This window comes from Segatella maculosa DSM 19339 = JCM 15638 (assembly GCF_000382385.1).
Taxonomy (GTDB): Bacteria; Bacteroidota; Bacteroidia; order Bacteroidales; family Bacteroidaceae; genus Prevotella; species Prevotella maculosa.
Genome location: NZ_KB908338.1, coordinates 25,872 through 48,565 on the forward strand (window position 1 = coordinate 25,872; position 22,694 = coordinate 48,565).

Annotated in this window: 20 protein-coding genes; 10 read left to right on the forward strand and 10 right to left on the reverse strand. The window is 44.0% G+C overall.

Features of this window, described 5'->3' with window-relative positions:
• Window positions 1-20: 20 nt before the first annotated feature.
• Window positions 21-1,073, forward strand: a complete 1,053-nt coding sequence (locus H164_RS0112170) for a rhamnogalacturonan acetylesterase (RefSeq protein ID WP_025830253.1) — start codon at window positions 21-23, stop codon at window positions 1,071-1,073.
• A gap of 434 nt (window positions 1,074-1,507) precedes the next feature.
• Here the strand turns inward: H164_RS0112170 and H164_RS0112175 are convergent, their stop codons facing one another.
• The 5 genes from H164_RS0112175 to H164_RS0112195 form a co-directional block, all read right to left on the reverse strand.
• Window positions 1,508-2,449 (reverse strand): endonuclease/exonuclease/phosphatase family protein, encoded by a 942-nt coding sequence (locus H164_RS0112175; RefSeq protein WP_025830254.1) that lies wholly within the window; start codon window positions 2,447-2,449, stop codon window positions 1,508-1,510.
• 7 nt (window positions 2,450-2,456) lie between these two features.
• A complete protein-coding gene (locus tag H164_RS0112180) occupies window positions 2,457-3,242 on the reverse strand; it encodes a prephenate dehydrogenase/arogenate dehydrogenase family protein (protein WP_026356361.1) in 786 nt (261 codons plus the stop codon).
• A 4-nt stretch (window positions 3,243-3,246) separates the two neighbouring features.
• The gene (locus H164_RS0112185; protein ID WP_008566376.1) at window positions 3,247-4,314 is read right to left on the reverse strand and encodes a bifunctional 3-deoxy-7-phosphoheptulonate synthase/chorismate mutase type II; all 1,068 of its coding nucleotides are present in this window, start codon (window positions 4,312-4,314) and stop codon (window positions 3,247-3,249) included.
• Window positions 4,315-4,712: 398 nt separating this feature from the next.
• The gene (locus H164_RS0112190) at window positions 4,713-5,876 is read right to left on the reverse strand and encodes a pyridoxal phosphate-dependent aminotransferase (protein WP_019968879.1); all 1,164 of its coding nucleotides are present in this window, start codon (window positions 5,874-5,876) and stop codon (window positions 4,713-4,715) included.
• Entirely contained in the window at window positions 5,863-6,693 is an 831-nt protein-coding gene (locus H164_RS0112195) for a prephenate dehydratase (RefSeq protein ID WP_019968880.1), read from the reverse strand. The genes H164_RS0112190 and H164_RS0112195 overlap by 14 nt, the downstream gene beginning before the upstream one ends.
• Window positions 6,694-7,158: 465 nt before the next feature.
• On the opposite strand from H164_RS0112195, the gene H164_RS0112200 reads away from it, so the two are divergent.
• Genes H164_RS0112200 through H164_RS0112225 form a run of 6 tightly spaced genes read left to right on the forward strand, consistent with a single transcriptional unit; the run spans window position 7,159 to window position 13,073 of the window.
• On the forward strand, window positions 7,159-7,581 hold the full coding sequence (locus tag H164_RS0112200) for a PaaI family thioesterase (protein WP_019968881.1): 423 nt from the start codon (window positions 7,159-7,161) through the stop codon (window positions 7,579-7,581).
• Complete coding sequence (locus H164_RS0112205) at window positions 7,578-8,588, forward strand: isochorismate synthase (RefSeq protein ID WP_019968882.1); 1,011 nt, start codon at window positions 7,578-7,580, stop codon at window positions 8,586-8,588. Before H164_RS0112200 ends, H164_RS0112205 begins: the two co-directional genes overlap by 4 nt.
• The gene (gene menD, locus H164_RS0112210) at window positions 8,575-10,224 is read left to right on the forward strand and encodes a 2-succinyl-5-enolpyruvyl-6-hydroxy-3-cyclohexene-1-carboxylic-acid synthase (RefSeq protein WP_019968883.1); all 1,650 of its coding nucleotides are present in this window, start codon (window positions 8,575-8,577) and stop codon (window positions 10,222-10,224) included. The genes H164_RS0112205 and menD overlap by 14 nt, the downstream gene beginning before the upstream one ends.
• Window position 10,225: 1 nt before the next feature.
• Window positions 10,226-11,053: a 1,4-dihydroxy-2-naphthoyl-CoA synthase gene (menB, locus tag H164_RS0112215; RefSeq protein ID WP_019968884.1), complete on the forward strand. Its 828-nt coding sequence runs from the start codon at window positions 10,226-10,228 to the stop codon at window positions 11,051-11,053.
• A complete protein-coding gene (locus H164_RS0112220) occupies window positions 11,053-12,096 on the forward strand; it encodes an o-succinylbenzoate synthase (RefSeq protein WP_019968885.1) in 1,044 nt (347 codons plus the stop codon). Before menB ends, H164_RS0112220 begins: the two co-directional genes overlap by 1 nt.
• The gene (locus H164_RS0112225; protein WP_026356362.1) at window positions 12,096-13,073 is read left to right on the forward strand and encodes an AMP-binding protein; all 978 of its coding nucleotides are present in this window, start codon (window positions 12,096-12,098) and stop codon (window positions 13,071-13,073) included. The genes H164_RS0112220 and H164_RS0112225 overlap by 1 nt, the downstream gene beginning before the upstream one ends.
• On the opposite strand, the gene aroB is transcribed toward H164_RS0112225, so the two are convergent.
• A complete protein-coding gene (aroB, locus tag H164_RS0112230; RefSeq protein WP_025830255.1) occupies window positions 13,050-14,096 on the reverse strand; it encodes a 3-dehydroquinate synthase in 1,047 nt (348 codons plus the stop codon). The genes H164_RS0112225 and aroB overlap by 24 nt on opposite strands.
• A gap of 591 nt (window positions 14,097-14,687) precedes the next feature.
• On the opposite strand from aroB, the gene H164_RS0112240 reads away from it, so the two are divergent.
• The 3 genes from H164_RS0112240 to H164_RS0112250 are packed head-to-tail and all read left to right on the forward strand — an operon-like array spanning window position 14,688 to window position 17,569.
• Window positions 14,688-15,917, forward strand: coding sequence for a site-specific integrase (locus H164_RS0112240; RefSeq protein WP_019968889.1), 1,230 nt, complete (start codon window positions 14,688-14,690; stop codon window positions 15,915-15,917).
• A 12-nt stretch (window positions 15,918-15,929) separates the two neighbouring features.
• Window positions 15,930-17,171 (forward strand): site-specific integrase, encoded by a 1,242-nt coding sequence (locus tag H164_RS0112245; RefSeq protein WP_019968890.1) that lies wholly within the window; start codon window positions 15,930-15,932, stop codon window positions 17,169-17,171.
• A complete protein-coding gene (locus tag H164_RS0112250) occupies window positions 17,168-17,569 on the forward strand; it encodes a hypothetical protein (protein ID WP_025830256.1) in 402 nt (133 codons plus the stop codon). The genes H164_RS0112245 and H164_RS0112250 overlap by 4 nt, the downstream gene beginning before the upstream one ends.
• A gap of 373 nt (window positions 17,570-17,942) precedes the next feature.
• Here the strand turns inward: H164_RS0112250 and H164_RS0112255 are convergent, their stop codons facing one another.
• From H164_RS0112255 to H164_RS0112270, 4 genes are all read right to left on the reverse strand, one after another.
• Window positions 17,943-19,130, reverse strand: coding sequence for a YncE family protein (locus H164_RS0112255; protein ID WP_019968892.1), 1,188 nt, complete (start codon window positions 19,128-19,130; stop codon window positions 17,943-17,945).
• A gap of 27 nt (window positions 19,131-19,157) precedes the next feature.
• A complete protein-coding gene (locus H164_RS0112260; RefSeq protein ID WP_025830257.1) occupies window positions 19,158-21,572 on the reverse strand; it encodes a TonB-dependent receptor in 2,415 nt (804 codons plus the stop codon).
• A 4-nt stretch (window positions 21,573-21,576) separates the two neighbouring features.
• Window positions 21,577-22,212, reverse strand: coding sequence for a TetR/AcrR family transcriptional regulator (locus H164_RS0112265; protein WP_009227819.1), 636 nt, complete (start codon window positions 22,210-22,212; stop codon window positions 21,577-21,579).
• Between the two features lie 220 nt (window positions 22,213-22,432).
• Window positions 22,433-22,694: transposase (locus H164_RS0112270; protein ID WP_019968637.1), on the reverse strand; the 262-nt coding region annotated here is incomplete at its 5' end.

Here is a 22,694-nt window from a genome sequence, read left to right on the forward strand (position 1 = left end):
GAGGTCCAATGGCTGTGCATATGAAACATTTTATCCCTCTTCTTTTCGCATTGGCAGCCTTATTTTTGGTTGCTTCCAAACGGCCTCGGCCTGTTATATATATTATAGGAGACTCAACGGCAGCCGATAAAAAGGACCCACTGCATAATCCTGAACGAGGTTGGGGAATGATGTTGCAGGCCAACTTCACAGAGGACGTGATTGTGAGCAACCATGCAGTCAATGGGCGTTCAAGCAAGAGCTTTCTGGACGAAGGAAGATGGCAAAAGGTGCTTGAAACATTGAAGCCCGGCGACTATGTAATCATTCAATTCGGGCACAACGACTCAAAGCCTGACACCGCCCGGCATACGGTTCCGGGGGCGACTTTCGATGCCAACATAGAGCGATATGCTCGTGAGACGATGGCAAAAGGAGCAATTCCGATTTTGATGAGCCCTGTAGCCCGACGGAATTTCCATCAAGCGAAAAGCGAACTTATAGAAGATGAGGCCTTGCGCGACGTGCCCTATCATGACGAAACCGACAATACAGACACATTGATTGACACGCATGGTGCCTACAGGCTGTCTGCACAGCGCGTAGCCCGAAAGCTAAACGTCGTTTATATAGACGCAAACGCCATAACAACCAAGCTCGAACAGCAGTGCGGAGTTATCGGAAGCCGCAGCTTGCACGTGTGGCTGAAACCCGGTGAGAACAAAGATATACCGCAGGGAAGAAAAGACAACACACACTACAGCGTGTATGGCGCATCGATTGTGGCCGGCTTGCTGGCAGATGCCATCGGGCAGAAGATAAAGACCTTGAAGCCATTCGTCCGTCATTATGATGCCGTGGTCTCCACAACGGGGCGAGGCAACTTCTTCACGCTGCAAGAGGCACTCAAACATGCGCCCAAAAAGGGAAAATACAGCCTCCTCATTATGGATGGAACATGGCAGCAGCCCCCAAAGCAGCACGGATTGCATTTGAAAATCACGAAATACAAGCTGGCAACCTTATATCGGCCTACAATTATCAGCCACACCAACCATACCAACCTGTCACATCAGCCATTAAGTCCGCAGTGACTTTTTCTCTTTTCCGCAAGCCCTCAAATTCTCTCCCATATATAAATCCATTTTAATGTGTATGTTTCCGAGTTTACAACCGGACGGAAACGTATTTACAACCGTATGTCCCATGATTTACATCCGTATCTAATTGAATTATCTCCATGGAGATAAATTCTTATCACCGTGGAGAAAAATATTTATCTCCATGGAGATAAGTTCGTTTCTCCATGGAGATAATTCCATTAGATACGGATATAAATGATAAAAGATACGGATGTAAATACGTTTCTATCCGGATATAAATCATAAGAGATACGGATTTAACCTTATTATCACTGCTTGAAAGTATCATTTCGGCAGAAAAGGTTAACAATTAATTTGAGACAGAAAAGCTTATTAGAAAGGAATTTATTTTTTCTGTCTCCAGTTTCGTGCGTTTCATGCGCAGTTCAGAATTCAAAGTGCGCAACCAAAGGTAAATGGTCGCTGAACCCATTAAAGTATTTCGCCCCTCGGAAGTTTCTTAGCGGTTGCACGCCACCGTATACCTCGTCATCGGTCAACAGAAAGGGAAAGTCGGCTACGATACAGCCTCTGAACCTTGGCAGCAAAGGCGCACTGCAGAGCACATGGTCCAGACTCCCCCACTCTCCTTTATATTTATAGGTTGCTTTCGCCCCGTGCGTTCCCGTGGCCGAAGCAGAGATGTCGGTAAGCCCGCGCGTGACAAGATATTGCAAGCTCGCATCTTGCGTATAGTCATTGAAATCCCCGGCCACAAGAATATGCGGCCTTGAAGAACAACGCCGAACAGAGTCCACAGCTGCTTGCAATCGCCTTGCAACCACCATTCGATTGGGGCGCGTTGCAAGCTCGCCACCGCTCCTGCTGGGTGCATGCAACACGAACACATGGAGCGTGTCGCCCGTTATCACTCGCCCTGCGGCATAAAGAATGTCGCGCGTGGGCTTCATAGCCTTGACGGGCGCGACACGAATGGCATGCCACGAAAGCAACTGAAAAGTAAAAGGTGAATAGAGCAATGCCACATCAATGCCGCGCTCATCGGGTGAGTCGGTCATGATATATTCATAACGTGCCTGACGCAATAGTGAACGCTTGGTAAGATCGTGCATAACCGAGTCATTCTCTACTTCACAAAGCGCAACCATATCCGGCAATATCCATGCTTTTCCTTCTCCCCCGCAAGCAATAATCTCTTGTCCGATGTGGTTAAGTTTCTTCCAATAACGTCCCTTATTCCAATAATGGTAACTGTCAGGCAGAAACTCCATGTCGTGCTTGAGAGAATCGTGTCGGGTGTCGAAAAGGTTCTCGCAGTTCAGTTCCACGAAAGTGAAGATACCAAGCAACAGACAAAGTATATTCATAAAACGTTCAGCCTAATTCTTCTTTCAGATGACCGCGAATCCTCGCCAAGAAAGCCTTCATGGCTTCGGCATCTTTATGCTCGATGATGTCCATGAGCAGCTTCAGCTCTTCTCTGATTTTTGCAACCTGCCCGTTCGTATAAGGATTGAACAGTATTTCCTGCAAGAGATAGTCGTCTTCATTCAGCACGCCCTTGGCTATTTGCATATGACGCTTGAACGTCGTTCCCGGAGCGTCCTGATGTTTCATCACGGCAGCGAAGACAAACGTCGAGACGAACGGGATACTCAATGAATAGGCCACGGTTTCATCATGCTCTTGGAACGTATATTCATAGATATTGAGCCCTAAACGCCGGTAAAGGTCTTTGAAAAAGATGCGCCCCGTACGGTCGCCCTCACTGATGATGATGGCATTCTCTTCACTCAACTGATTTAGATTTGCAAAGGTGGGACCGAACATCGGATGACTACTCACATAAGGGTGTCCGCTCTGTTCATAAAATGCTTTTAGTCCGGTCTTAACACTGGCTATATCACTGATGATGCTATCAGAAGAAAGGTAAGGCAATATCTCACAAAAGGCCGACAACGTGTTTTTTACAGTAACTGCATTAATAACCAACTCAGGCGTAAAACCCTTTACTTCCTCAAGCTTGGTAAAGCGTTGGCAGTTATAAGTGAACCGCATACGCTTGGGGTCTTTCTCGTAGACGGCCACCTCATGGTCGAAGCTGAGCAGGTCGATGAAGAAACTTCCCATCTTACCTGCCCCCATAATTAAAATCTTCATCTCTTTACTGATTTACGATTTCCAACTGCTGACGTACACTCTCCTCATGGATATGCTCAAACACTTGTGCCGCAAACTCCGGACTCATACCACAGAGACTCGCCTGTGCACCACGCTTCTCCAAAATTTCATTGTAGCGGCTTGCCTGAAGTACGGTCATGTTGTGTTCCTTCTTATATGTTCCTATCTCACGGCACACACGCATTCGTTTAGCCAAAAGGTCCATCAACAGGTTATCGATTTCATCTATCTGCGAACGCAGTTGGCGAAGCCCTTCTGTTGTGGTGTGCTCGTCTCGAACAATCAATAAACTCAGGATATAGTCCAGAATATCGGGCGTCACTTGCTGCTTGGCATCGCTCCAAGCCTCGTCAGGAGCGCAATGACTTTCAACAATCAGTCCGTCGAAGCCCAAATCCATCGCCTGCTGACACAAAGGAGCTATCAAGTCACGACGCCCGCCAATGTGACTCGGGTCGCAGATGATTGGCAGGTCAGGTATGCGTCGGTGCAGCTCAATAGGTATCTGCCACATCGGTAGGTTGCGGTAAATCTTCTTGTCATAGCTTGAGAAGCCACGGTGAATGGCTCCCAACCGTTTGATGCCTGCCTGATTGATACGTTGCAAGGCACCAATCCACAATTCTATATCCGGATTGACTGGGTTTTTAACAAGCACAGGGACATCTATACCTTTCAAACTGTCAGCCAATGCCTGCATGGCAAAAGGATTAGCACTGGTACGGGCTCCCACCCAAAGCACATCAATACCGTATTTCAATGCCAGTTCCACATGCTCTGGCGTAGCCACCTCAGTAGCCGTCAACATACCGGTTTGTTCCTTTACTTCTTTCAACCACGGCAATGCTGCCTCTCCATTTCCTTCAAAGCCGCCCGGTTTCGTGCGTGGTTTCCATATTCCTGCACGGAAGATATGACAACCTTTGGCTGCCAATTCCTTTGCCGTAGTGAGTACTTGTTCTTCGGTCTCGGCCGAGCAAGGGCCTGCTATCACGCATGAAGGCCGTTCATTGTCGCTCGGTAAATTCAGGGGTTGCAATTCGAGTTCCATCATCATATTTTTTAATTCTTAATGTATCTATACGCCAGCTCGGGATAAGAAAAAAATGGTCCCGAGGCCTCGGACGACAGTTCCTTTTTACATTTTTTATCTTCCGCCGTGGCGGAAGAACATTTCTTTTACGTTTTTTTATCTTCCACCATGGCGGAAGAACGTTTCTTTTACGTTTTTTATATTCCTCCACGGCGAAAGAACGTTTCTTTTACATTTTTTATCTTCCGCCATGGCGGAAGAACGTCCTTTTTTTATTTTACTATTTTCCGCCACGGCGGACGGGCGTTTTTTTAATCTTACTATCTTCCGAGACCTCGGAAATGCAATTTTTTCTGTATCTTCTCCATCAGACTCCTATTTTGAACTCACGTATTTATCACATCATTCCGCGTTCTTCACTCCACTTTCCTAATTCTTCTTAGGGCCTCTTCAAGCTTTTCTTCCTTGGCGCAAAGACTGATACGCACATAGCGTTTGCCGTTCTCGCCAAAGATAAAGCCGGGAGTGATGAAAACTCCGGCCTCATGGAGCACGCGCTCAGTGAGTTCTTCCACATCAACATAATACTCGGGAATACGTCCCCAAAGGAACATTCCGACCTGCTTTTGCTTGAACGTACAACCCAATGCGCACATGATTTCCTCGGCAATCCCACGTCGGCGCTTGTACACTTCGATGTTATATTCGCGATGCCAAGCCTCATCATTGTCATTCAGTGCCTCGGCTGCAGCCAACTGTATGCCACGGAACGTGCCGCTGTCGATGTTGCTCTTTATTTTCAAAATCCAACTCATGAACTTGGGGTTCGAAACACACATACCCACACGCCATCCCGGCATGTTATAGGCCTTACTCATTGAGTTGAGTTCTATGCAACAGTCTTTTGCACCCTCCACCTGCATGATAGAGCATTTCTTACCCTCGTTTAAAATAAAGGAATATGGGTTATCATTGACAACCACGAGGTCGTGTTCCTTGGCAAAAGCCACAAGTCGTACGTAGGTTTCCATGTCGGCAGCTACCCCCGTTGGCATATTTGGATAGTTTGTCCACATGAGTTTAACCCCTGTCAAATCCATCTTCTCCAGCATATCAAAGTCGGGTTGCCAATCATTATCCTCACACAGGCTGTAGTTCACAACCTTTGCCCCAAGAATTTTGCTAAGACTTGTATAGGTGGGATAGCCGGGATCGGGCACCAAAACCTTGTCACCGGGATTCACAAAGGCCAATGTCACGTGTAGAATGCCCTCTTTGCTTCCGATAAGCGGAAGAATCTCTGTCTGCGGATTCAATGTCACTCCATACCAACGCTGATAGAATCCGGCCATTGCCTTGCGCAGTTCAGGTGTGCCCATCGTGGGTTGGTAGCCATGTGCATCGGGCCTTCGCGCTACCTCGCAGAGCTTTTCTATCGTCTGTTTCGATGGTGGAAGGTCAGGACTTCCAATGGCAAGACTGATAATGTCCTGCCCTTCGGCATTGAGTTTGGCAACTTCTTTCAGCTTACGACTGAAATAATATTCCTGTATCTCATTCACTCTGTCAGCAGCTTTCATATTCTCCAAGTATTTTTATGTTCTTTACAAGCGGCGTGATGGCATCAATGCCCTGCCGAAAGCGTTCCATGTTTGAAAAGGTTACATCGACATAGAACAGGTATTCCCACTCATGACCAACGATTGGAAGCGATTGTATTTTCGTCAGGTTGATGTCGTAAAAGCTCAAGATGGTGAGTACCTTACTCAAACTTCCCTCTTCATGGGGCAGGCTGAATACGAGACTCGCCTTGTTACGCTTTCCTTCACAAGAGAAACGAGCTACCCCATGCGGATTACACACCACAAGAAAACGCGTATAGTTATGTTTGTTGTCGTGAATATCCTCTTGCAACACTTTCATGCCATATAGTTTGGCCGCATAACTTGAGCAAATGGCTGCCCAGCCGTACTTCTTGTACTTTGCAATATATGCAGCACTGCCGGCTGTATCTTCTGCTTCCACGGCTTTTATATCAGGATGTTCGGAAAGAAAGTTGCGACATTGCGCCAATGCCACCGGATGAGAATGAACCTCGGAAATATCTGCCCAGTCTTCATCGGGCAAGCAGCAAACCGAATGCTTGATATGAAGTTTATACTCGCCCACGACAACCGCACCACTCTCGCGCAACAGCTCATAATTATGAAGCAACGAACCGGCTATCGTGTTCTCAATAGCCACCACTCCCACTGCCGTCGGCTCCCTCTTAATATGCTCAAACACCTGCTCGAAAGTGGAACAGCAAATCAATTCTACCTGCTCGCCTTCAAAATATTGGTGTGCCGCAATGTCATGGAACGACCCTTTCTCGCCTTGTATTGCTATTTTCTTCATCTTTTATCAATGAAAAACGGTCCTCACTCTATCAAGCGGGACCGTTTCGTATTTTTATTCTCTTGTTTTCATTCAAATCTTAAGTTGAAATTCACACGCAACTTCCCGCTCCACAAATCCTTGCAAAGTAAAAATAAAAGTAATAAAAGAATGCATATGACTTCATATTTTAATGTCTTTTTTATATGATTTGTTGACACAAACCCGTCTTTAGGTGCAAAAATATAACATTTATTTCATTCCACCAAACAATATGACACTCTTTTTTAAAAAGAATTGCAATCTTGTTACAATCTTGTTTCAGCCTTATCGCAATTCAATCTCAGCCATTCTGCCACGCAATCTCAGCCATATTGCATGGTAAAGTGGCTGATTTTACGCTGCAAAAACAATGTTTTTGCAAACTATTGTCCTAGACTCGTGTATTTTATGTAAATTTGCATGGAGCAATTAAATCTGACGACGATGAACGTAGAAAAAATAAAAGAGATGTTACGCCGGCACGATGGACTGTCCAACACGCTGGGAATGGAATTCATTTCGACTCCGGAGCCTGATACCTGCAAGGCCGTCATGAAAGTTGACGAACGCAACAAGCAAGCATTCGGCTTCCTGTCGGGCGGCGCCTCATTAGCCTTGGCCGAGAATTTGGCGGGTGTGGGGAGCATCGCCCTGTGTCCGGGAAAGATATGCGTGGGCATCAACGTCAGTGGCAGTCATGTCAAGGCTGTGCTCGAAGGAGACACCGTGACGGCTTGGGGGCGACTGCAGTTCAAAGGGAATACCTTGCACGAGTGGCAGATAGATATAACAGACTCTTCCGGAGACTTGATCTCGACGGTGCATGTAACAAATTACATCATGAAATCCACAACTCCGAAAAGATGACCGTTATTGTTGCTTATCGGCTTCCGGAAGCGCAGAAATACCAGCTGATACGTTCAACCCATGAACCGTTGGTAATTCCTTCTTATGCTTCATTGAGCGGTCTTTCCGGGTTTGTCTTTGCCCCTTTTTCAGTTTCGGCTTCTGCCCCTCTGTTGGTGATTTCTGCTGACGATGTTCAAGAATGCTACTGTGAGAAGTGCAAAACTGAGGCCGGGGCTGCCGGGATAGAAGTTGTCGCTTCTGATCGGGACAGTTATCATGAAGACTTCCGACGCTTTCGTGCAAATCTTCTTAGCGGACGGTTGCAGAAGATTGTGCTTTCGCGCCATATCGAGGTGGAGAGCAAGGAGGATTTGGATCCAATGCACTTGTTCAGCAGGGCCTGCGCCTTGTATCCGCACCAGTTTGTGTGTCTGGTTTCGACGCCGAGGAGCGGCACTTGGCTGATGGCCACGCCCGAAGTGTTGATAGAAAGAAAGCCCGGAGAGAGTTTGTGGCATACGATGGCCTTGGCAGGAACGATGCGGAAAGCCGGTGCTTGGGAAGATAAGGACTGTCGGGAACAGCAGTATGTGGCTGATTATATCGGCCGTAGTCTCTCTGTTTATGCTGATGAAACCGTGAAGAGTGAGCCTTATACGCGTATGGCTGCCAATCTGTATCACCGGTGTACGGATTTTCATTTCTCATTGAAGCATGACGAAGAGGTTGGCCGTGTTCTTTCTGCCCTACATCCTACTCCAGCCGTGTGTGGTATCCCCAAACAGGCTGCGCTTGAGTTTATATTGAATAACGAGTCTCATGAGCGTAAGTATTACAGTGGCTTTTGTGGCCCGTTGAATATGGACGGAGCCACTCACCTTTATGTTTCATTGCGTTGTATGGAGATAATCGATAATGTTTGTCGCCTTTATGCTGGAGGTGGATTGCTGATAGACTCAGAAGAGAAAAGGGAATGGGAAGAAACCGAAATAAAACTAAATACGATGTTGAATGTTCTCAGATAAGGAAAATGTAAATGTATTGACAAGCCTTTTGGTCGTCTATGGCGTACGCCATGCAGTGGTCTGCCCGGGCAGTAGGAATGCGCCCATCGTGCATAATCTTGACGCGTGCGGAGATATTCGGTGCTATCCGGTGACCGATGAACGCAGTGCTGGTTTTTATGCTATGGGATTATGCCAAGTTTTGTGTGAACCCGTTGTGGTTTGCATCACAAGCGGTACGGCCTTGTTGAACTTATGTCCTGCCGTTGCCGAGGCCTTCTATCAACATATTCCGCTGGTCGTTGTGTCGGCAGACCGCCCGAATCGATGGATAAATCAGCTGGATGGACAAACGCTTCCACAAGCGGGTACCTTTGGGTCTTTTGTCAGATGCTCGGTGAGTTTACCCGAATCGTGTGACGAAGAAGAACATTGGTATTGCAATCGAATGCTAAACGAGGCAATGATAGCTTGTATGCAAGGAAGTCGTGGGCCGGTGCATATCAATGTCCCTATAGCAGAATCTCTTTATACATTCAATGTAAAACAATTGCCTAAGGAGCGTAAAATATGTTTCTTATCTGATTTGGATATTCGTCCCTCTTCTATTCAATATATAAAACCATTGCAGACTGCCCTGCAGACTGCCCGCAGACCATTGATCGTGATTGGACAAGCAAAGCCTTCGGCGATAGCTGCTTGTACTGTAGATTGGTTGACTTCCCGGAAACATGTTGTCTTGCACGAAGCATTGAGTGTCGGTGAAAGGGAGGCGTGTCTTGAGGAAACGATGCATTTGGTAGGTGGAAAGGAAAACTTCCTTCCTGATTTCATATTATATGTCGGCGATGTGTTGGTGAGTAAGCGCGTCAAGCAATTCCTACGCAGCGCAAAGCATGCGTCATGTTGGATTGTTAATCCCGAAGGCTGCGTGCATGATACCTTTAAGAACTTACAAGGTGTGGTTCAGGCCCGTCCCAATGATATTCTGATGTCCATCAATAGCGATGGAAATGAAGATTGGTTTAACCGTTGGGAAGCTGTAAGACAAAAAGCACTTGAGCATCGTTTGGATTTTCAGCCCGACTATTCAAATATGTTGGCAGTGAAGTTCTTGGAAGAACGCTTGGCAAAAGACGATACTGTGCCTATTGTCCACTATGCCAACAGTATATCGGTCAGGCTAGGGTGCATCTATGCATGGCACCATATCTATTGTAATCGGGGAGTTAATGGCATAGAAGGCTCGCTTTCCACAGCCGGAGGATATTCTTTGGCAACAAATGAACGGGTGTATTGTGTCATCGGGGATCTGAGTTTCTTCTATGATCAAAATGCTTTATGGAATCAGAATCTGAAGTCTAATCTCAGAATCTTGTTGTTGAATAATCATGGCGGGGAAATTTTTGGAAAGTTCGAAGGATTAAGACAGAGTAGTGTGCGTAATAAAATGGTAATGGCAAAGCATTCTGCTACAGCCGAAGGAATTTGTCAAGAGAACAATATTCGGTACTATTCGGCTGATGATCCGGTGTCGCTTGAGAAGCACATGGAGACTTTGACCAGCGAGCATTCAGACCGTCCGATCTTATTGGAAGTCTTTACCGATTGTGAAGAGGATTTGCGCGTATATAAAGAATATTTTAATACATTATAATATGGTACAGAGAGAATGGGAAACCATCAAAGGATTTGATTTTAAGGATATCTTGTTTGAAAGCTACAATCATATAGCTAAAATCACCATTAATCGTGAGCGTTATCGTAATGCTTTTACTCCTCTGACTACTTGGGAGATGAGCCAAGCTTTCAGTTATTGTCGGGAGTGTCAGGATATTCGGGTAGTTATCCTGACCGGAACTGGTGACAAGGCTTTCTGTTCGGGTGGCGACATGCATGTGAAAGGACGTGGCGGATATATAGGAACTGATGGTGTTCCTCGTTTGAATATACTTGATGTGCAGATGCAGATACGGCGCCTGCCTAAGCCTGTCATCGCAATGGTTAACGGGTATGCTATCGGAGGCGGACATGTCCTTCATGTCATGTGCGATTTAACCATAGCCAGTGAGCATGCGGTTTTTGGGCAAACCGGTCCGAAAGTGGGTTCGTTCGATGCTGGTTTCGGTGCCAGCTATTTGGCGCGTATGGTGGGACAGAAGAAAGCTCGCGAAATATGGTTCCTCTGCAAACAATATAGCGCAAAGGAAGCTGAAGAAATGGGAATGGTCAACAAGGTTGTTCCTTTTGCGCAATTGGAAGACACTTGTGTGGAGTGGTGCGAAGTGATGATGGAACGCAGTCCGTTGGCATTAAGGATGATTAAGGCCGGTCTGAATGCCGAGCTTGATGGACAAGCAGGTATTCAGGAACTTGCAGGCAACGCTACCATGCTTTATTATACGATGGACGAGGCACAGGAGGGTGGAAAGGCCTTTTTAGAGAAACGGAAGCCTGATTTCGAAAAGTTTCCTCAATTTCCATAATGATACATATTGATATAGACAGGCGCACATTCCACTTCAAGATGCCCGCTGGAACCTCGCGTGGTATTTATACTACGCGCCAAAGTTATTTTCTCACAATACGAGATGATGCGTATCCCGAGGTGAAAGGGATAGGAGAATGTGCGCCTTTGCCCGATTTGTCGTGTGATGCCATACCCGAATATGACAATATCCTCCATCAACTGTGTAAGATGGTAGAGAACTTAGGGAAGATTCCTTATGAGATGCTGCGGCCTTATCCAAGCATTCTTTTCGGGTTGGAAACGGCCTTTGCACAATTAAAAGTACAAGGACGTACGATGCTCTTTGATACTCCGTTTGGTAGAGGAGAAGAAGGTATACGCATTAATGGCTTGGTTTGGATGGGTAGCTTTGAAGAGATGTGCAGGCGGTTGGAAGAGAAACTCAAACAAGGCTTTCATTGCGTGAAATTAAAGATAGGAGCGATAGATTTTGAGAAAGAACTTGAACTGATAAAACATATTCGCCAATCTTTCGATAGAGAGAAAATCGAATTGCGTGTAGACGCCAATGGAGGATTTTCGCCGGACAATGCCATGAAACGAATAGAAGCATTGGCTAAATATGATATCCATTCTATAGAGCAACCTATCAAGCAACATCAGTGGGCGGCAATGGAACACTTATGTAAAGTGTCTCCAATACCGATAGCTTTAGATGAAGAACTGATAGGCGTAAATGTGAGGAGCATGAAAGAGGCTTTGCTTGATCGGATACAACCGCAATATATCGTCTTGAAACCAAGTCTTCATGGTGGTATGTTTGGATCGGAAGAATGGATCAGGCTGGCGCAAGAACGTGGGATTGGAAGTTGGATAACAAGTGCTTTGGAAAGTAATATCGGGCTGAATGCCGTTGCTCATTTCTGTGCAAAGACCTATTTCCCGCATATATCGATGCCGCAAGGATTGGGAACGGGGCAACTCTTCACGGATAACATAGAGATGCCATTGGAAATCCGAGGCGATGAGTTGTGGACGGTCTCGGTAGAGAATGTATGATGACACTGGAAGCTTTTTTAGAGGAATGGAATAATCCTTCCGATACGATATTGGTACATAGTAGTGGAAGCACGGGTAAGCCCAAGCCTTTACTTGTTGAGAAAAGACGAATGCTGAATTCAGCGCGTATCACTTGTGACTTTCTTGGATTGACTTCCGGCGACATGGCCTTTCTTTGCATGCCCTTGGATTACATTGCCGGGAAGATGATGGTTGTGCGAAGTATCGAACGGCATTTGGATTTAGTGAGTGTTCCCCCTTCAGGACACCCTTTACGTGGGATTACAATTGATGCAAACAGGCGTTCATTGGCTGCCATGGTGCTTCCGCAAGTTTATAACAGTTTGCAAGTCCCGGAAGAAAAAGAGGCATTGCAGCATTTCAGTCATTTGATTATAGGAGGCGGTGCGATTGATACACATTTGGAAAAGGAGCTGAAAGAATTCCCAAATCCTGTGTGGAGCACGTATGGCATGACCGAGACGCTTTCTCATATTGCGCTGCGCAGGCTGAACGGAGCTGAAGCTGGCGAATGGTATAAGCCGTTTGACAGTGTCAAAGTGGCGTGCAACGAGGAGGGATGCCTTGTCATTGATGCTCCTTTGGTGCACGAGGGAAAACTTGTTACCAATGATATTGTGGAAATCAACGCAGCAGGACATTTCAAAATCAAAGGACGGAAAGACAATGTTATCAGTAGCGGAGGAATAAAAATACAGATAGAGGAAGTGGAAGCAGTTTTGAAGCCGCTGTTGGACAGACCTTTTATGATTACAAAACGGGCCGACAGGAAGTTTGGCGAGGCCGTCGTTCTTTTGACGGAACAAGAGAAACTGTCCGAAGTGAAATCAATCTGCAGGCAAACGCTCCCCAAATATTGGCAGCCGCGCCATTATCTTCATGTGAATCAAATACCACTTACCGAGACTGGAAAGCCGAACCGCGCCCGCGCTTTATCCCTCGCGGAAGAAATCTAACGCTTCTTTAATCTCTTCATTCGTGGCGGTCTGATTGATTTTTATGTTACCGACATCGCTTAGCAGCGTGAAATTGATATGGCCGCCCACGTTCTTCTTGTCATGTGTCATCAATTCTATCAATTCCTCATAGTCATCGCATGTCACAGGAAGCGAACCATAGTTCTCGCGAATGAAACCAACCGTCTGTCTCATCTTGTTTGTCGGGAAACCTGTCTTTACACAACTGAGATACAATTCGCATATCAGCCCGAAGGCTACGGCATAGCCATGCAATATGGGGCTACGTCTCAGCGACCAGCTCTCGAATGCGTGCCCGATGGTATGCCCAAGGTTCAGCGATTTTCGTAATCCTGTCTCCCGGGGGTCTTGGCTAACGATGCGTTCCTTTACTTTAACCGAGGCGCCGACCATTCGTTGAAGCACTTTCAAATCGGGCTGCATCAAGTTGAACGTGATAAGTTCTGACCAAAGCTCTTCATTTGCAATAAGACCATGCTTCAACATTTCCGCATAGCCCGAACAGATATTCTCCTCGTCCAGCGTCTGCAGGAACCGGGTGTTGATAATAACGAAACGGCTATCGTTGAACACACCGATCTCATTCTTTAATCCATTGAAGTTGATGCCGGTTTTCCCGCCCACGGAAGCGTCTACCATTGCCAGCAAAGTCGTGGGAATATTGATGAAATCAATTCCTCGTTTGAATGTAGAGGCCGCAAAACCACCAAGGTCTGTCACCATTCCGCCACCAAGGTTTATCATGCAAGAATGCCGGGTGCCCCCTCGGGCACCCAGTTCCTGCCAGACATGCGTCAATGCGTCAATATCTTTATGGCTGTCCGTGGCCCGAATCGTAATCACTTTCGCGCCCTTCAGTTCTGAAAGACACGCTATAACGGGCCAACAGAGCCGCTGTGTGTGCTCGTCGGTAAGCACAAACACTTGGTCGTGTTCGCACGCTGCAATAGCGTTCGCAAGTTCTTTTTCAAAGTTTTCCGAGATGATGACTCGCTGTTCCATAGCCGATTTATTGCAAATGTTTATCATTTGTTTGCAAAGATAATGATTTGTATTTGAATAACCGTCTTTTCGGAGCGCGTTATTCTTTTTCGCTCCTCCCGTGAGTCACAAAATTTCCTCCCGTATATAAATTTATTTTCTCCCGCAAAGAAATATTTTTTCTCCCGCAAAGAAATTTATTTCCTTGCGGGAGAAAATTTATCTCCTTCCGTATGCCCCAAAATTTCTTCCCGTATTCCCATAAATTTTCAACCGTATATAAATTTATTTTAATACGTATATAAATTTATTTCAATACGTAACTAATCAATGAAAATGAAGAAATGTTGAGGTTGATGTAAACTAACTGATAATGAGGAGGAAATACACGAATTGGCATAATACTGCTCTATTTGTAAAGGGCAGAAATATGCAGATTTAGGCAGAAGTTCAGTTACCAGAGTGTTACCTTGTTTTGATGTTGGTAACGATGGAGAAGAAATAGGTAACTGAATTATTATCATTCGTGTGGCTGTTGCCTCGGTCGGCAGTTTTCTGCATAAGTGAGGAACGCTTTAATTCGGGTAACTTTACCCACAAATATTAAAGCGTATGAAAACAGAGAAAATGAAGGTGTTGCTCTACCTTAAAAAGAGCGGTTTGGACAAGTCGGGGAAAGCTCCGATTATGGGGCGTATAACCATTGGACGCTCCATTGCCCAGTTTAGTTGTAAATTGTCTTGCAATCCTGACTTATGGAATTCACGTGAGAGCAGGATGGATGGTAAGAGCTGTGAAGCGGTGGAGATTAATGGAAGGTTGGAGAACCTGTTACTTTCCATTCAATCTGCCTATCAGTCGTTGATTGCCAAAGGACAGCCATTTGATGCAGCCGATGTAAAGGAGCTGTTTCAGGGTAGCGTGCAGGCTCGCTGTATGCTCATCGAAAGACTGGATATGCTCATCAAGGAGAAAGAAAACCATATCGGTATAGACATCAAGGAAGAGTCTATGTGTGCTTATCATTCCACTCGGAAACGGTTGCTGGAGTTTATTCAGAGGAGGTATCATGTTTCGGACTTGGCTTTCTCGCAGCTTACAGAAAACTTCATCTACGAATTGCAAGCATTTTGTCTTAGTGAACTCGGTCATCAGCAAAGCACATTTTTCAGAGTTGCAGCAGATTTGAAGACTGTCTGCAGGCTGGCTTATCGTGAGGGGCTGGCTGATACGCTTCTGTTTGATAATGTCCATATAGAACGCGGAGACAAGAAAACACCCAAGGCACTTGACAAGGAAGCATTAGATAAACTCAAAGCACTCCGCTTTGATGAATTGGAAGAGGAAATGGAAACAGTTCGTGATGTGTTTCTCTTCGCCTGTTATACCGGTGCAGCCTATTGTGATTTGATGGAACTAAGCAAGAAGTATCTTGTTCGTGATGATGCAGGTAGTTTGTGGTTGAAGTTCAACAGACAAAAGACTGGTGTACTTTGTCGTATCAAACTATTGCCGGAAGCAGTTCGATTAATAGAGAAAATGCACAGCGATGAAAGGGAAGTACTACTGCCTTTCATAAAATATCCCACTTATCAGTCCTGTCTCAAAGCCTTGCGATTACGGGCAGGCATTTCTTTTCCCTTTACTACGCACACTGCAAGGCATACCTTTGCCACACTTATCACATTGGAGCAGGGAGTTCCTATTGAAACGGTGAGCAAGATGCTCGGACATACGAACGTAAGTATGACCGAACGTTATGCAAAGGTAACACCGCAGAAACTCTTTGAGGAATTTAACCGTTTCCTTTCTTTCACAGAAGATTTACGTTTAACCATTTAACCAAGATTTTTTATGAGAAGTACATTCAAGATATTGTTTTACATCAACAGACAGAAGACAAAGGCAGACGGCAAGACCGCCATTCTCTGCCGTATCACCATAGACGGAAAAAGCACCGCCATTACCACAGGCGAGCAGTGCAAATCCTCCGAGTGGAACAGCAAACAAGGACTGACAACCGATAAGAAAACCAATCAAAGAATCGGCGAGTTTAAGGAACTTGTAGAAAAGATCTATCAAGATATTCTGATAAATGACGGAGTGGTAAGTGTGGAACTGCTCAAGAACCGTTTGCAGGGAATAGCCACTATGCCGACAACACTCCTTGCCATGAGCAAAGCAGAATTGCTGTCCGTTAAAGTGTGCGTGGGCAAATCGCGAGCTGAGGGAACCTATCAGAATCTTCTCTATTCAGATAAGTTACTTACGGAGTTTGTAAAGGATAAGGGAATGACGGATATAGTCATAGCCACTATAACGGAAGACTTGTTTGAAGAATACCGTTTCTATCTGAAAAAGCGAGGTTTGGCAACAGCTACTATGAATCGTTACCTTTGTTGGCTGAGCAGGCTGATGTATCGTGCGGTCAGTCAAAGAGTCATCCGTTGCAATCCTTTTGAGAATGCCAAGTATGAGAAAGCGGAACAGAAGATACGCTTTCTGCAAAAGAGCGAAGTATCTAAACTTATGGCACTGAGAGTACTTGATAAGGAAGCAGAACAAGCAAGACGGATGTTTATCTTCTCATGCTTTACGGGCTTGGCTATTGCTGATATGGAACATTTGCAATTTGGACACATTCAAACGGCAGCCGACGGACAGAAATATATTAGAAAGGAACGGCAGAAAACAAAGGTGGAGTTTGTCGTACCACTACACCCCATAGCGGAAGCCATCATCAATCAATGCAAGACGGAGCAAGAAAGGAACGAAAGGCAGGCAGTGAGAGGAAAAGGCAACGACCTTGTCTTTCACTGTGCTTGCAGCCGTAGCGTGATGAACGCAAAGCTGGGTATTGTGGGTAAGGCGTGTGGCATCAGAGAACGGTTGTCCTACCATGTGGCGAGGCACACGTTCGGCACGATGGGTTTAAGTACAGGGATACCCATCGAGAGTATTGCCAAAATGATGGGGCACGCCTCTATATCCAGTACTCAAATCTACGCACAGGTGACAGACAATAAGATTTCGGAGGATATGGATAGATTGATAAGGAAGCATCAAAAAGAAGAAACAAAGGAGGAAGCCGTATGAATGCCTATCACTATCAAACGAAAAGAGACCGCAGTTATTTCGACTGGGGCAACAAGATGCAAATCGTTCGCAAAGGCAAAGGCGAGATAGCAATGACAGAGAGCGAATTGGTAGATTTCTTCGGTGTAACATGGAGGAAACTCAATTATCGTCTGCAACTTCTACTAAAAGTCTCTCCCCTGCAACCCGACGAAAGGGATACAGGGGAGCAGGAAGTATTCGTAAACGGACATCTGCGAGGTTACGCCTTGCTTTATCCGCTTACTATCATCATCGCTTTGTCTTATCAATTGGACAGCATGGAAGCACACTTCTTCAGGAAACATGTATGTCAGAGATTGCAGAAACCTACATCCATAATAACACCGATATTCTTAATAGGAAAGACGGATACCTGATGATTATATTTTCTTTTTCTTTCATTGATTATATCTTACTACATAACTACAATAAGGTATAATACGTTGAAAGAAAAAGGATTAAAAATTTTTATTGATATACGAATATTCTTTCAATTATTTACTACGCTACTACAAAAGAAAGATTTTTATTAAAACAGAATTGACAGTGTATAAAAACTAAAAGCACAACCATGAGAATTTATAGTTTATAACACATAAACTAAAAGAGCCGTATCAAACCCTATAATGAGTAACGATACAGCTCTTTTCCTTGTTTTGAGGAGGTTAAAGTTTCTAATCAAGAAGTTCACATTCTTTTAGATGTTGGGGTTATGTCCCAATAAATATCATAAGTAATATTCTATTACAACTATTTAAGCTCATGCAACATATAGGGTGCTCCGGAAACCTTTACCTTCAATTTTTCATAGCTTCCATCTTTCATGTGATAGACAAAATAACCCGTACCTTTGTCGGTAGACATCCCAAAGACAATGTCATCACCAGACTTACAAACCGATGCTGCCCAGCCGGTTGTCCCATCTAAGTCCATCTTTTTGCAGGTTTTGTCATAAAGATTTATCTCAAAGGCTTGAAATGATTTGTCATGAACGTAGTCAGGTGGATTGCTTGCCGCTCCAGGAATGTTAAGGTATCCATAAACCTTTCCGTTTCCACCATACACTTTATTATAAGCATACGATGTTCTGTTCCCCTTTACTCCTTCTAAGTTTACGTCTGCAAGGGTGAAGTAATATGAGTTGTCAAAGTCTTGCTCCCCTTTCTTAATGCGCAAGAATCCTTCCTTGACCCCAGGCTGGTATCCAAACATAGCTACGCAATAGAAATAGATGTCACCCTTTTCGTCCACGAATGGATCCCCAGCGGGGGTCATAGAGGAGGCCATTGTAGCACGAGGGTCACTAATCATTTTGATGGGCTTATCGGTTTTGGTATCTATTAAGGCTATGTGTGCTCCCTTCTCGCATGAGTAGGCAGATTTTAACTGGCAGAGCGTCACGTATAAGATGCCGTCTCTGATGATGGAAGCACATGGTTCAGGATTATTGTCGCCAGCCAACTTCCCCAAGGAATAGCCAGATAAATCTATTTCTCCTGTTTTTGTCATGGAGGACGGATCTATAATCCATACCTTTCCTAATCCAAGACAAGAAACGTAGGCTTTCTTCTCGGATAAGAATGTAATGTATGTGGCCTTTGCACCACTTGGAAACAGCATGGTGTTTCCTTCTTGAACAAGGATTCCATCCTTAGGGATGTACTTGTAGAGGTGTTCTGTATCTGTCACATATATCTTATTTTTATACACGAATGTGAATGCCCCCTTCGGAAGCACTAATGCGTTGTCTGTATTGAGTGAACCAACACTCAAATCCTTGAACAGGCTAATATATGTGTTTTCTCCGATGTTTACGCTGTGTACAAATCCTACTTCAGATTTTGTAGAGGGAGGAAAGTCCGGAGAGTCCTTTCCGCATGAGGTGAGACCTACAAGAGATAGCAACACAAGGGCTGCGATTAAAAAATAATGTTTCATTTTATTTGTTTTTAAATTGGTAATATATTACAAACTCATTGCTCCGCCCGATGTTTTGTCGCGGAACAGATTAAAACGCAATTTTGTTTTAAAAGTGCGTCCTTGCAGTGGCATCTTGAATTCCATATAGTTCTCCTTGTCAAAGATGTTCTCAACTTCGAAACTCAATGAAATGTTGTTGTGCCAAAAGGATTGTTGAAGGCCTATGGTAAACACATCGTTGGAGGGGATAATCCATTTTTTACGCTGGTCGGACAGTGTGCTCATTTGCCATCCCCAATCGAATTCTCCGACATGGGACACATCCATATAAATTCTAGATAGTTCATTTCGCCCCAGCAAATTTTCTGCATGATACTCCAAACCATAGTTGAAATAGAAAGATGGTATGTTGGGTACATGTTTATTATATGTGGGATTATCCGTCCCTTTTGTATCGTTTAACCATTTCTGCCGGTCTCGAATGTCCTGTAGTGTAAGATTGAAATATGTATAGATGTTTGGTGTCACGTCTACTTTCAAATCGGTATCAAATCCCATCGTGCTTGTCTTTCCCAAATTTGTGTAGATGGAACGGATATCAGCGGGGAAAAGCCTTATCATATTTTGGATATACATGTAATAGAAGTTTGTTTCCCACTGCACGCGGGTAAGTCCCATCACATTTCTTGTATCTATGATGGTTCCAACGTTCAGGTTGTCTCCAATTTCAGGCAGTAAGTTCACTGATGGCTTGATGCTCATTCCGTTACCGAAAAGTTCTCCTGTGTCCGGGAGTCTCACATTGTGTGAAAACGAGAACTTTCCCCTCACGCCTTTCCAAAACTCATAGCTCACTCCCTCACTAAATCCGTAGTACGTTTTGTTCACACTTGTCTGTTTGGGAGCTGATGCATCTTTCATTTGGGCTTTCGACAAGGCATCGCTCGTTCTAAAGATTTTTGACTTCAGATAGTAAATGCTTATCGTCAAGGAATTCTGAAAACGATGATTGGAAGAGGCATACAAATGACAGAGTCCGATATTGTTTGAAATCATTTTGCTGGGAAACGAGCTAGGATCGAACCCGAGATAGTCATTCATGCGTTCATCTTTAGGACGGTAGTCTGAAAGAGCAAGTTGATCATTTATGTTGAATGTATGTTGTCCAAATGTATATTTTAAATTAAATTTGTTTCGTAATTCAAATTGCCGGTTATGGGATTCATTAAGAAGATTGTCTTCTGTTTCCCCCATTGCCTGAGTGATGGTTCCATCCCATTGTCTTCTTGTTGTTGTTGTGTCTATCAGGCTCGTTTGTATAATAGGAATAACAAGGGATAATTTCATTTCCAAACCTTTAAAGATGAAGTCGTCTTTTTCTATATGCAAAGTGGGCATTATATTAAAGCCTTTCATATAGGCATGCCGCGAATCAAAGTTAAGAGACTGTATACCTTTTTTATTTCTGTAGAAGGCGCATTCCAAATCCAGTTTATCGAAGTATAGCTTTCTAAAACCAATGCCGACATGATAGAAGTCTGCGTCATAATAGTCATTATTTCGTCTTACCTTTCTGTATTCTGAGACTGGCAGGTTTGTTTCGAATACTGGCCATGACATCGTGTAGTTGTTCTTGGATTTATTCTTAAAGAAAGCAACGTTAAATAATATGCCTGACTTTGCAAAAAGCTTTTGAGCACTTGTAAGTGTCTTGGATGTTCCGAATGATGCCAATTCCTGCGTGAATCCTACTAAGTCGCATTCATCCTCCCGTGTCACAATATTGATGGCCCCTCCTAATCCGTCGCCTCCATATTCTGCAGGCACAATACCCTTGTACACCTCTATATATTTGATCACATCTATTGGAATATCGTTGATGTCGAAAGAACCGTCAGGACTGTTGAGTGGAAAACCATTAATATATACGGCGACACGCTTACCTTCTAAACCATGTACAGATATGCGCGACGCACTTCCCAATCCGCCTGTCTTTCTTACTTTGATGCCAGACGTGCGTGTAAGAATCTCTTCTATACCGCTTGAACGTCCCCGCAGCTTGGATCCGTCCACTACGGTTACAGCCATAGGACTCTGCCGAATGCGGTTTATTTCCGCCTGCTGGGAAGATCCCTTCACTACAACTTCGTTAAGGACGTTCGCTGATGATTCTAAGAAAAAGTCTTTTGTGATATTGCCGTTTAACACAATGACTTGCCTTACTCGTTTATATCCAACAAATGAAACCTCAACGAGACATGTTCCATTTGAGAGAATGTCAATTTGATAATTGCCTGTTTTGTCAGAAACTGTTTTCTGTTTTGTATTTTTGATTGATATGTATGCCCCAGATATGGGAAGTCCTGTTTCTTTATCTATGATTTTCCCACGTAATATATTTTGGGCAGACAAAACTGTTGTACACAAACACAGTATCGTTACGATGAATAATCTGTTCATAATCTTATTGATTAATGAGTTCTCGCCATCCTGCTGTATTATAGCGTATATATTCAGACAAAACCTGTTTTGCCTCTTCTTTACGGATTTCTGGATTTGAGACAATCTCTCCGACGATTGTTACCCATGTAGAAGAGGAAATCCGAAAGAATAGTGACGAAACTTTTGTTTGTATTTGTGGATAGACTTTTTGCATTTGGTCAATATATTCTTTACTTATTGCAACTTGTTCTTCGATAAAATTTTCACGGAAAAATTCTACAGAAGTACCTTTTGATTCAAAAAGCAATAACTTTAATTCTTCTTTATACAAGAAAATTATTTTAAGCGTTTCTCTTAGCAAATCTTTTTGACTTTGTATAGAGAAACGAAGTTTGTCTATTTTGTTGGGTTCTATGCGATAGGAGGACAGCCTTCCATCCAAAACAGCAAGTAAAGGCCTAAGGACAGCATAAAAAATATCATCTTTTGTCTTAAAATAATTGTATATATTACCTAAGACAACTCCTGATTTTGCAGAAATTGTTCGCATCGAAGTTTTTCTAAAACCATTTTTAATAAATTCATTGCGGGCAGCTGTGACAATTCTGTTTCTTATATCTTCTTTTAATATTTTCATTACTATTTTATTAACGGACATCGTTCAATTTTGTTCATAAAAAAAAGCGTACTGTTTAAAAACAGTACGCTCCTTTTATTGTTGCCTTTATGCGGCTGTGTGATATTTTTTATCATTAATTCAATTTTGGATACAAAGGTATGGGAAGAATTCTATACTGGCAATACTTATTAATAAGTATTTTTAATCGAATTATAATACTAAACTCAAATGGACTTAAAATAACGTGAGTTCGATGAATTTAGAATAAAGCAAGCTGTGTGTCAAATGTCCTTTGCACTCTGACGCATGGCTTCTTTGGAAATAGGCAATAGGCAGCAATGGCACCCAGAAGGTTGACGATGAAATTGTCGAAGCACCTATGTCGGGAATGTTCTACCTGCGCTATATTCTTAAGTTCATCGTTTATGGTTTCTATGATGGCCCTCTTTCTGAGTAGTAACTTATCGGGAACGCTCATCAACGCACCTTTCATATTATTTTTCAGCTTGGTAATAAGCTGA

Coding starts and splice junctions, on each gene's coding strand:
- H164_RS0112170 (WP_025830253.1), top strand. CDS start 21: ATGAAACATTTTATCCCTCTTCTTTTCGCATTGGCAGCCTTATTTTTG.
- H164_RS0112175 (WP_025830254.1), bottom strand. CDS start 2,449: ATGAATATACTTTGTCTGTTGCTTGGTATCTTCACTTTCGTGGAACTG.
- H164_RS0112180 (WP_026356361.1), bottom strand. CDS start 3,242: ATGAAGATTTTAATTATGGGGGCAGGTAAGATGGGAAGTTTCTTCATC.
- H164_RS0112185 (WP_008566376.1), bottom strand. CDS start 4,314: ATGGAACTCGAATTGCAACCCCTGAATTTACCGAGCGACAATGAACGG.
- H164_RS0112190 (WP_019968879.1), bottom strand. CDS start 5,876: ATGAAAGCTGCTGACAGAGTGAATGAGATACAGGAATATTATTTCAGT.
- H164_RS0112195 (WP_019968880.1), bottom strand. CDS start 6,693: ATGAAGAAAATAGCAATACAAGGCGAGAAAGGGTCGTTCCATGACATT.
- H164_RS0112200 (WP_019968881.1), top strand. CDS start 7,159: ATGAACGTAGAAAAAATAAAAGAGATGTTACGCCGGCACGATGGACTG.
- H164_RS0112205 (WP_019968882.1), top strand. CDS start 7,578: ATGACCGTTATTGTTGCTTATCGGCTTCCGGAAGCGCAGAAATACCAG.
- menD (WP_019968883.1), top strand. CDS start 8,575: ATGTTCTCAGATAAGGAAAATGTAAATGTATTGACAAGCCTTTTGGTC.
- menB (WP_019968884.1), top strand. CDS start 10,226: ATGGTACAGAGAGAATGGGAAACCATCAAAGGATTTGATTTTAAGGAT.
- H164_RS0112220 (WP_019968885.1), top strand. CDS start 11,053: ATGATACATATTGATATAGACAGGCGCACATTCCACTTCAAGATGCCC.
- H164_RS0112225 (WP_026356362.1), top strand. CDS start 12,096: ATGACACTGGAAGCTTTTTTAGAGGAATGGAATAATCCTTCCGATACG.
- aroB (WP_025830255.1), bottom strand. CDS start 14,096: ATGGAACAGCGAGTCATCATCTCGGAAAACTTTGAAAAAGAACTTGCG.
- H164_RS0112240 (WP_019968889.1), top strand. CDS start 14,688: ATGAAAACAGAGAAAATGAAGGTGTTGCTCTACCTTAAAAAGAGCGGT.
- H164_RS0112245 (WP_019968890.1), top strand. CDS start 15,930: ATGAGAAGTACATTCAAGATATTGTTTTACATCAACAGACAGAAGACA.
- H164_RS0112250 (WP_025830256.1), top strand. CDS start 17,168: ATGAATGCCTATCACTATCAAACGAAAAGAGACCGCAGTTATTTCGAC.
- H164_RS0112255 (WP_019968892.1), bottom strand. CDS start 19,130: ATGAAACATTATTTTTTAATCGCAGCCCTTGTGTTGCTATCTCTTGTA.
- H164_RS0112260 (WP_025830257.1), bottom strand. CDS start 21,572: ATGAACAGATTATTCATCGTAACGATACTGTGTTTGTGTACAACAGTT.
- H164_RS0112265 (WP_009227819.1), bottom strand. CDS start 22,212: ATGTCCGTTAATAAAATAGTAATGAAAATATTAAAAGAAGATATAAGA.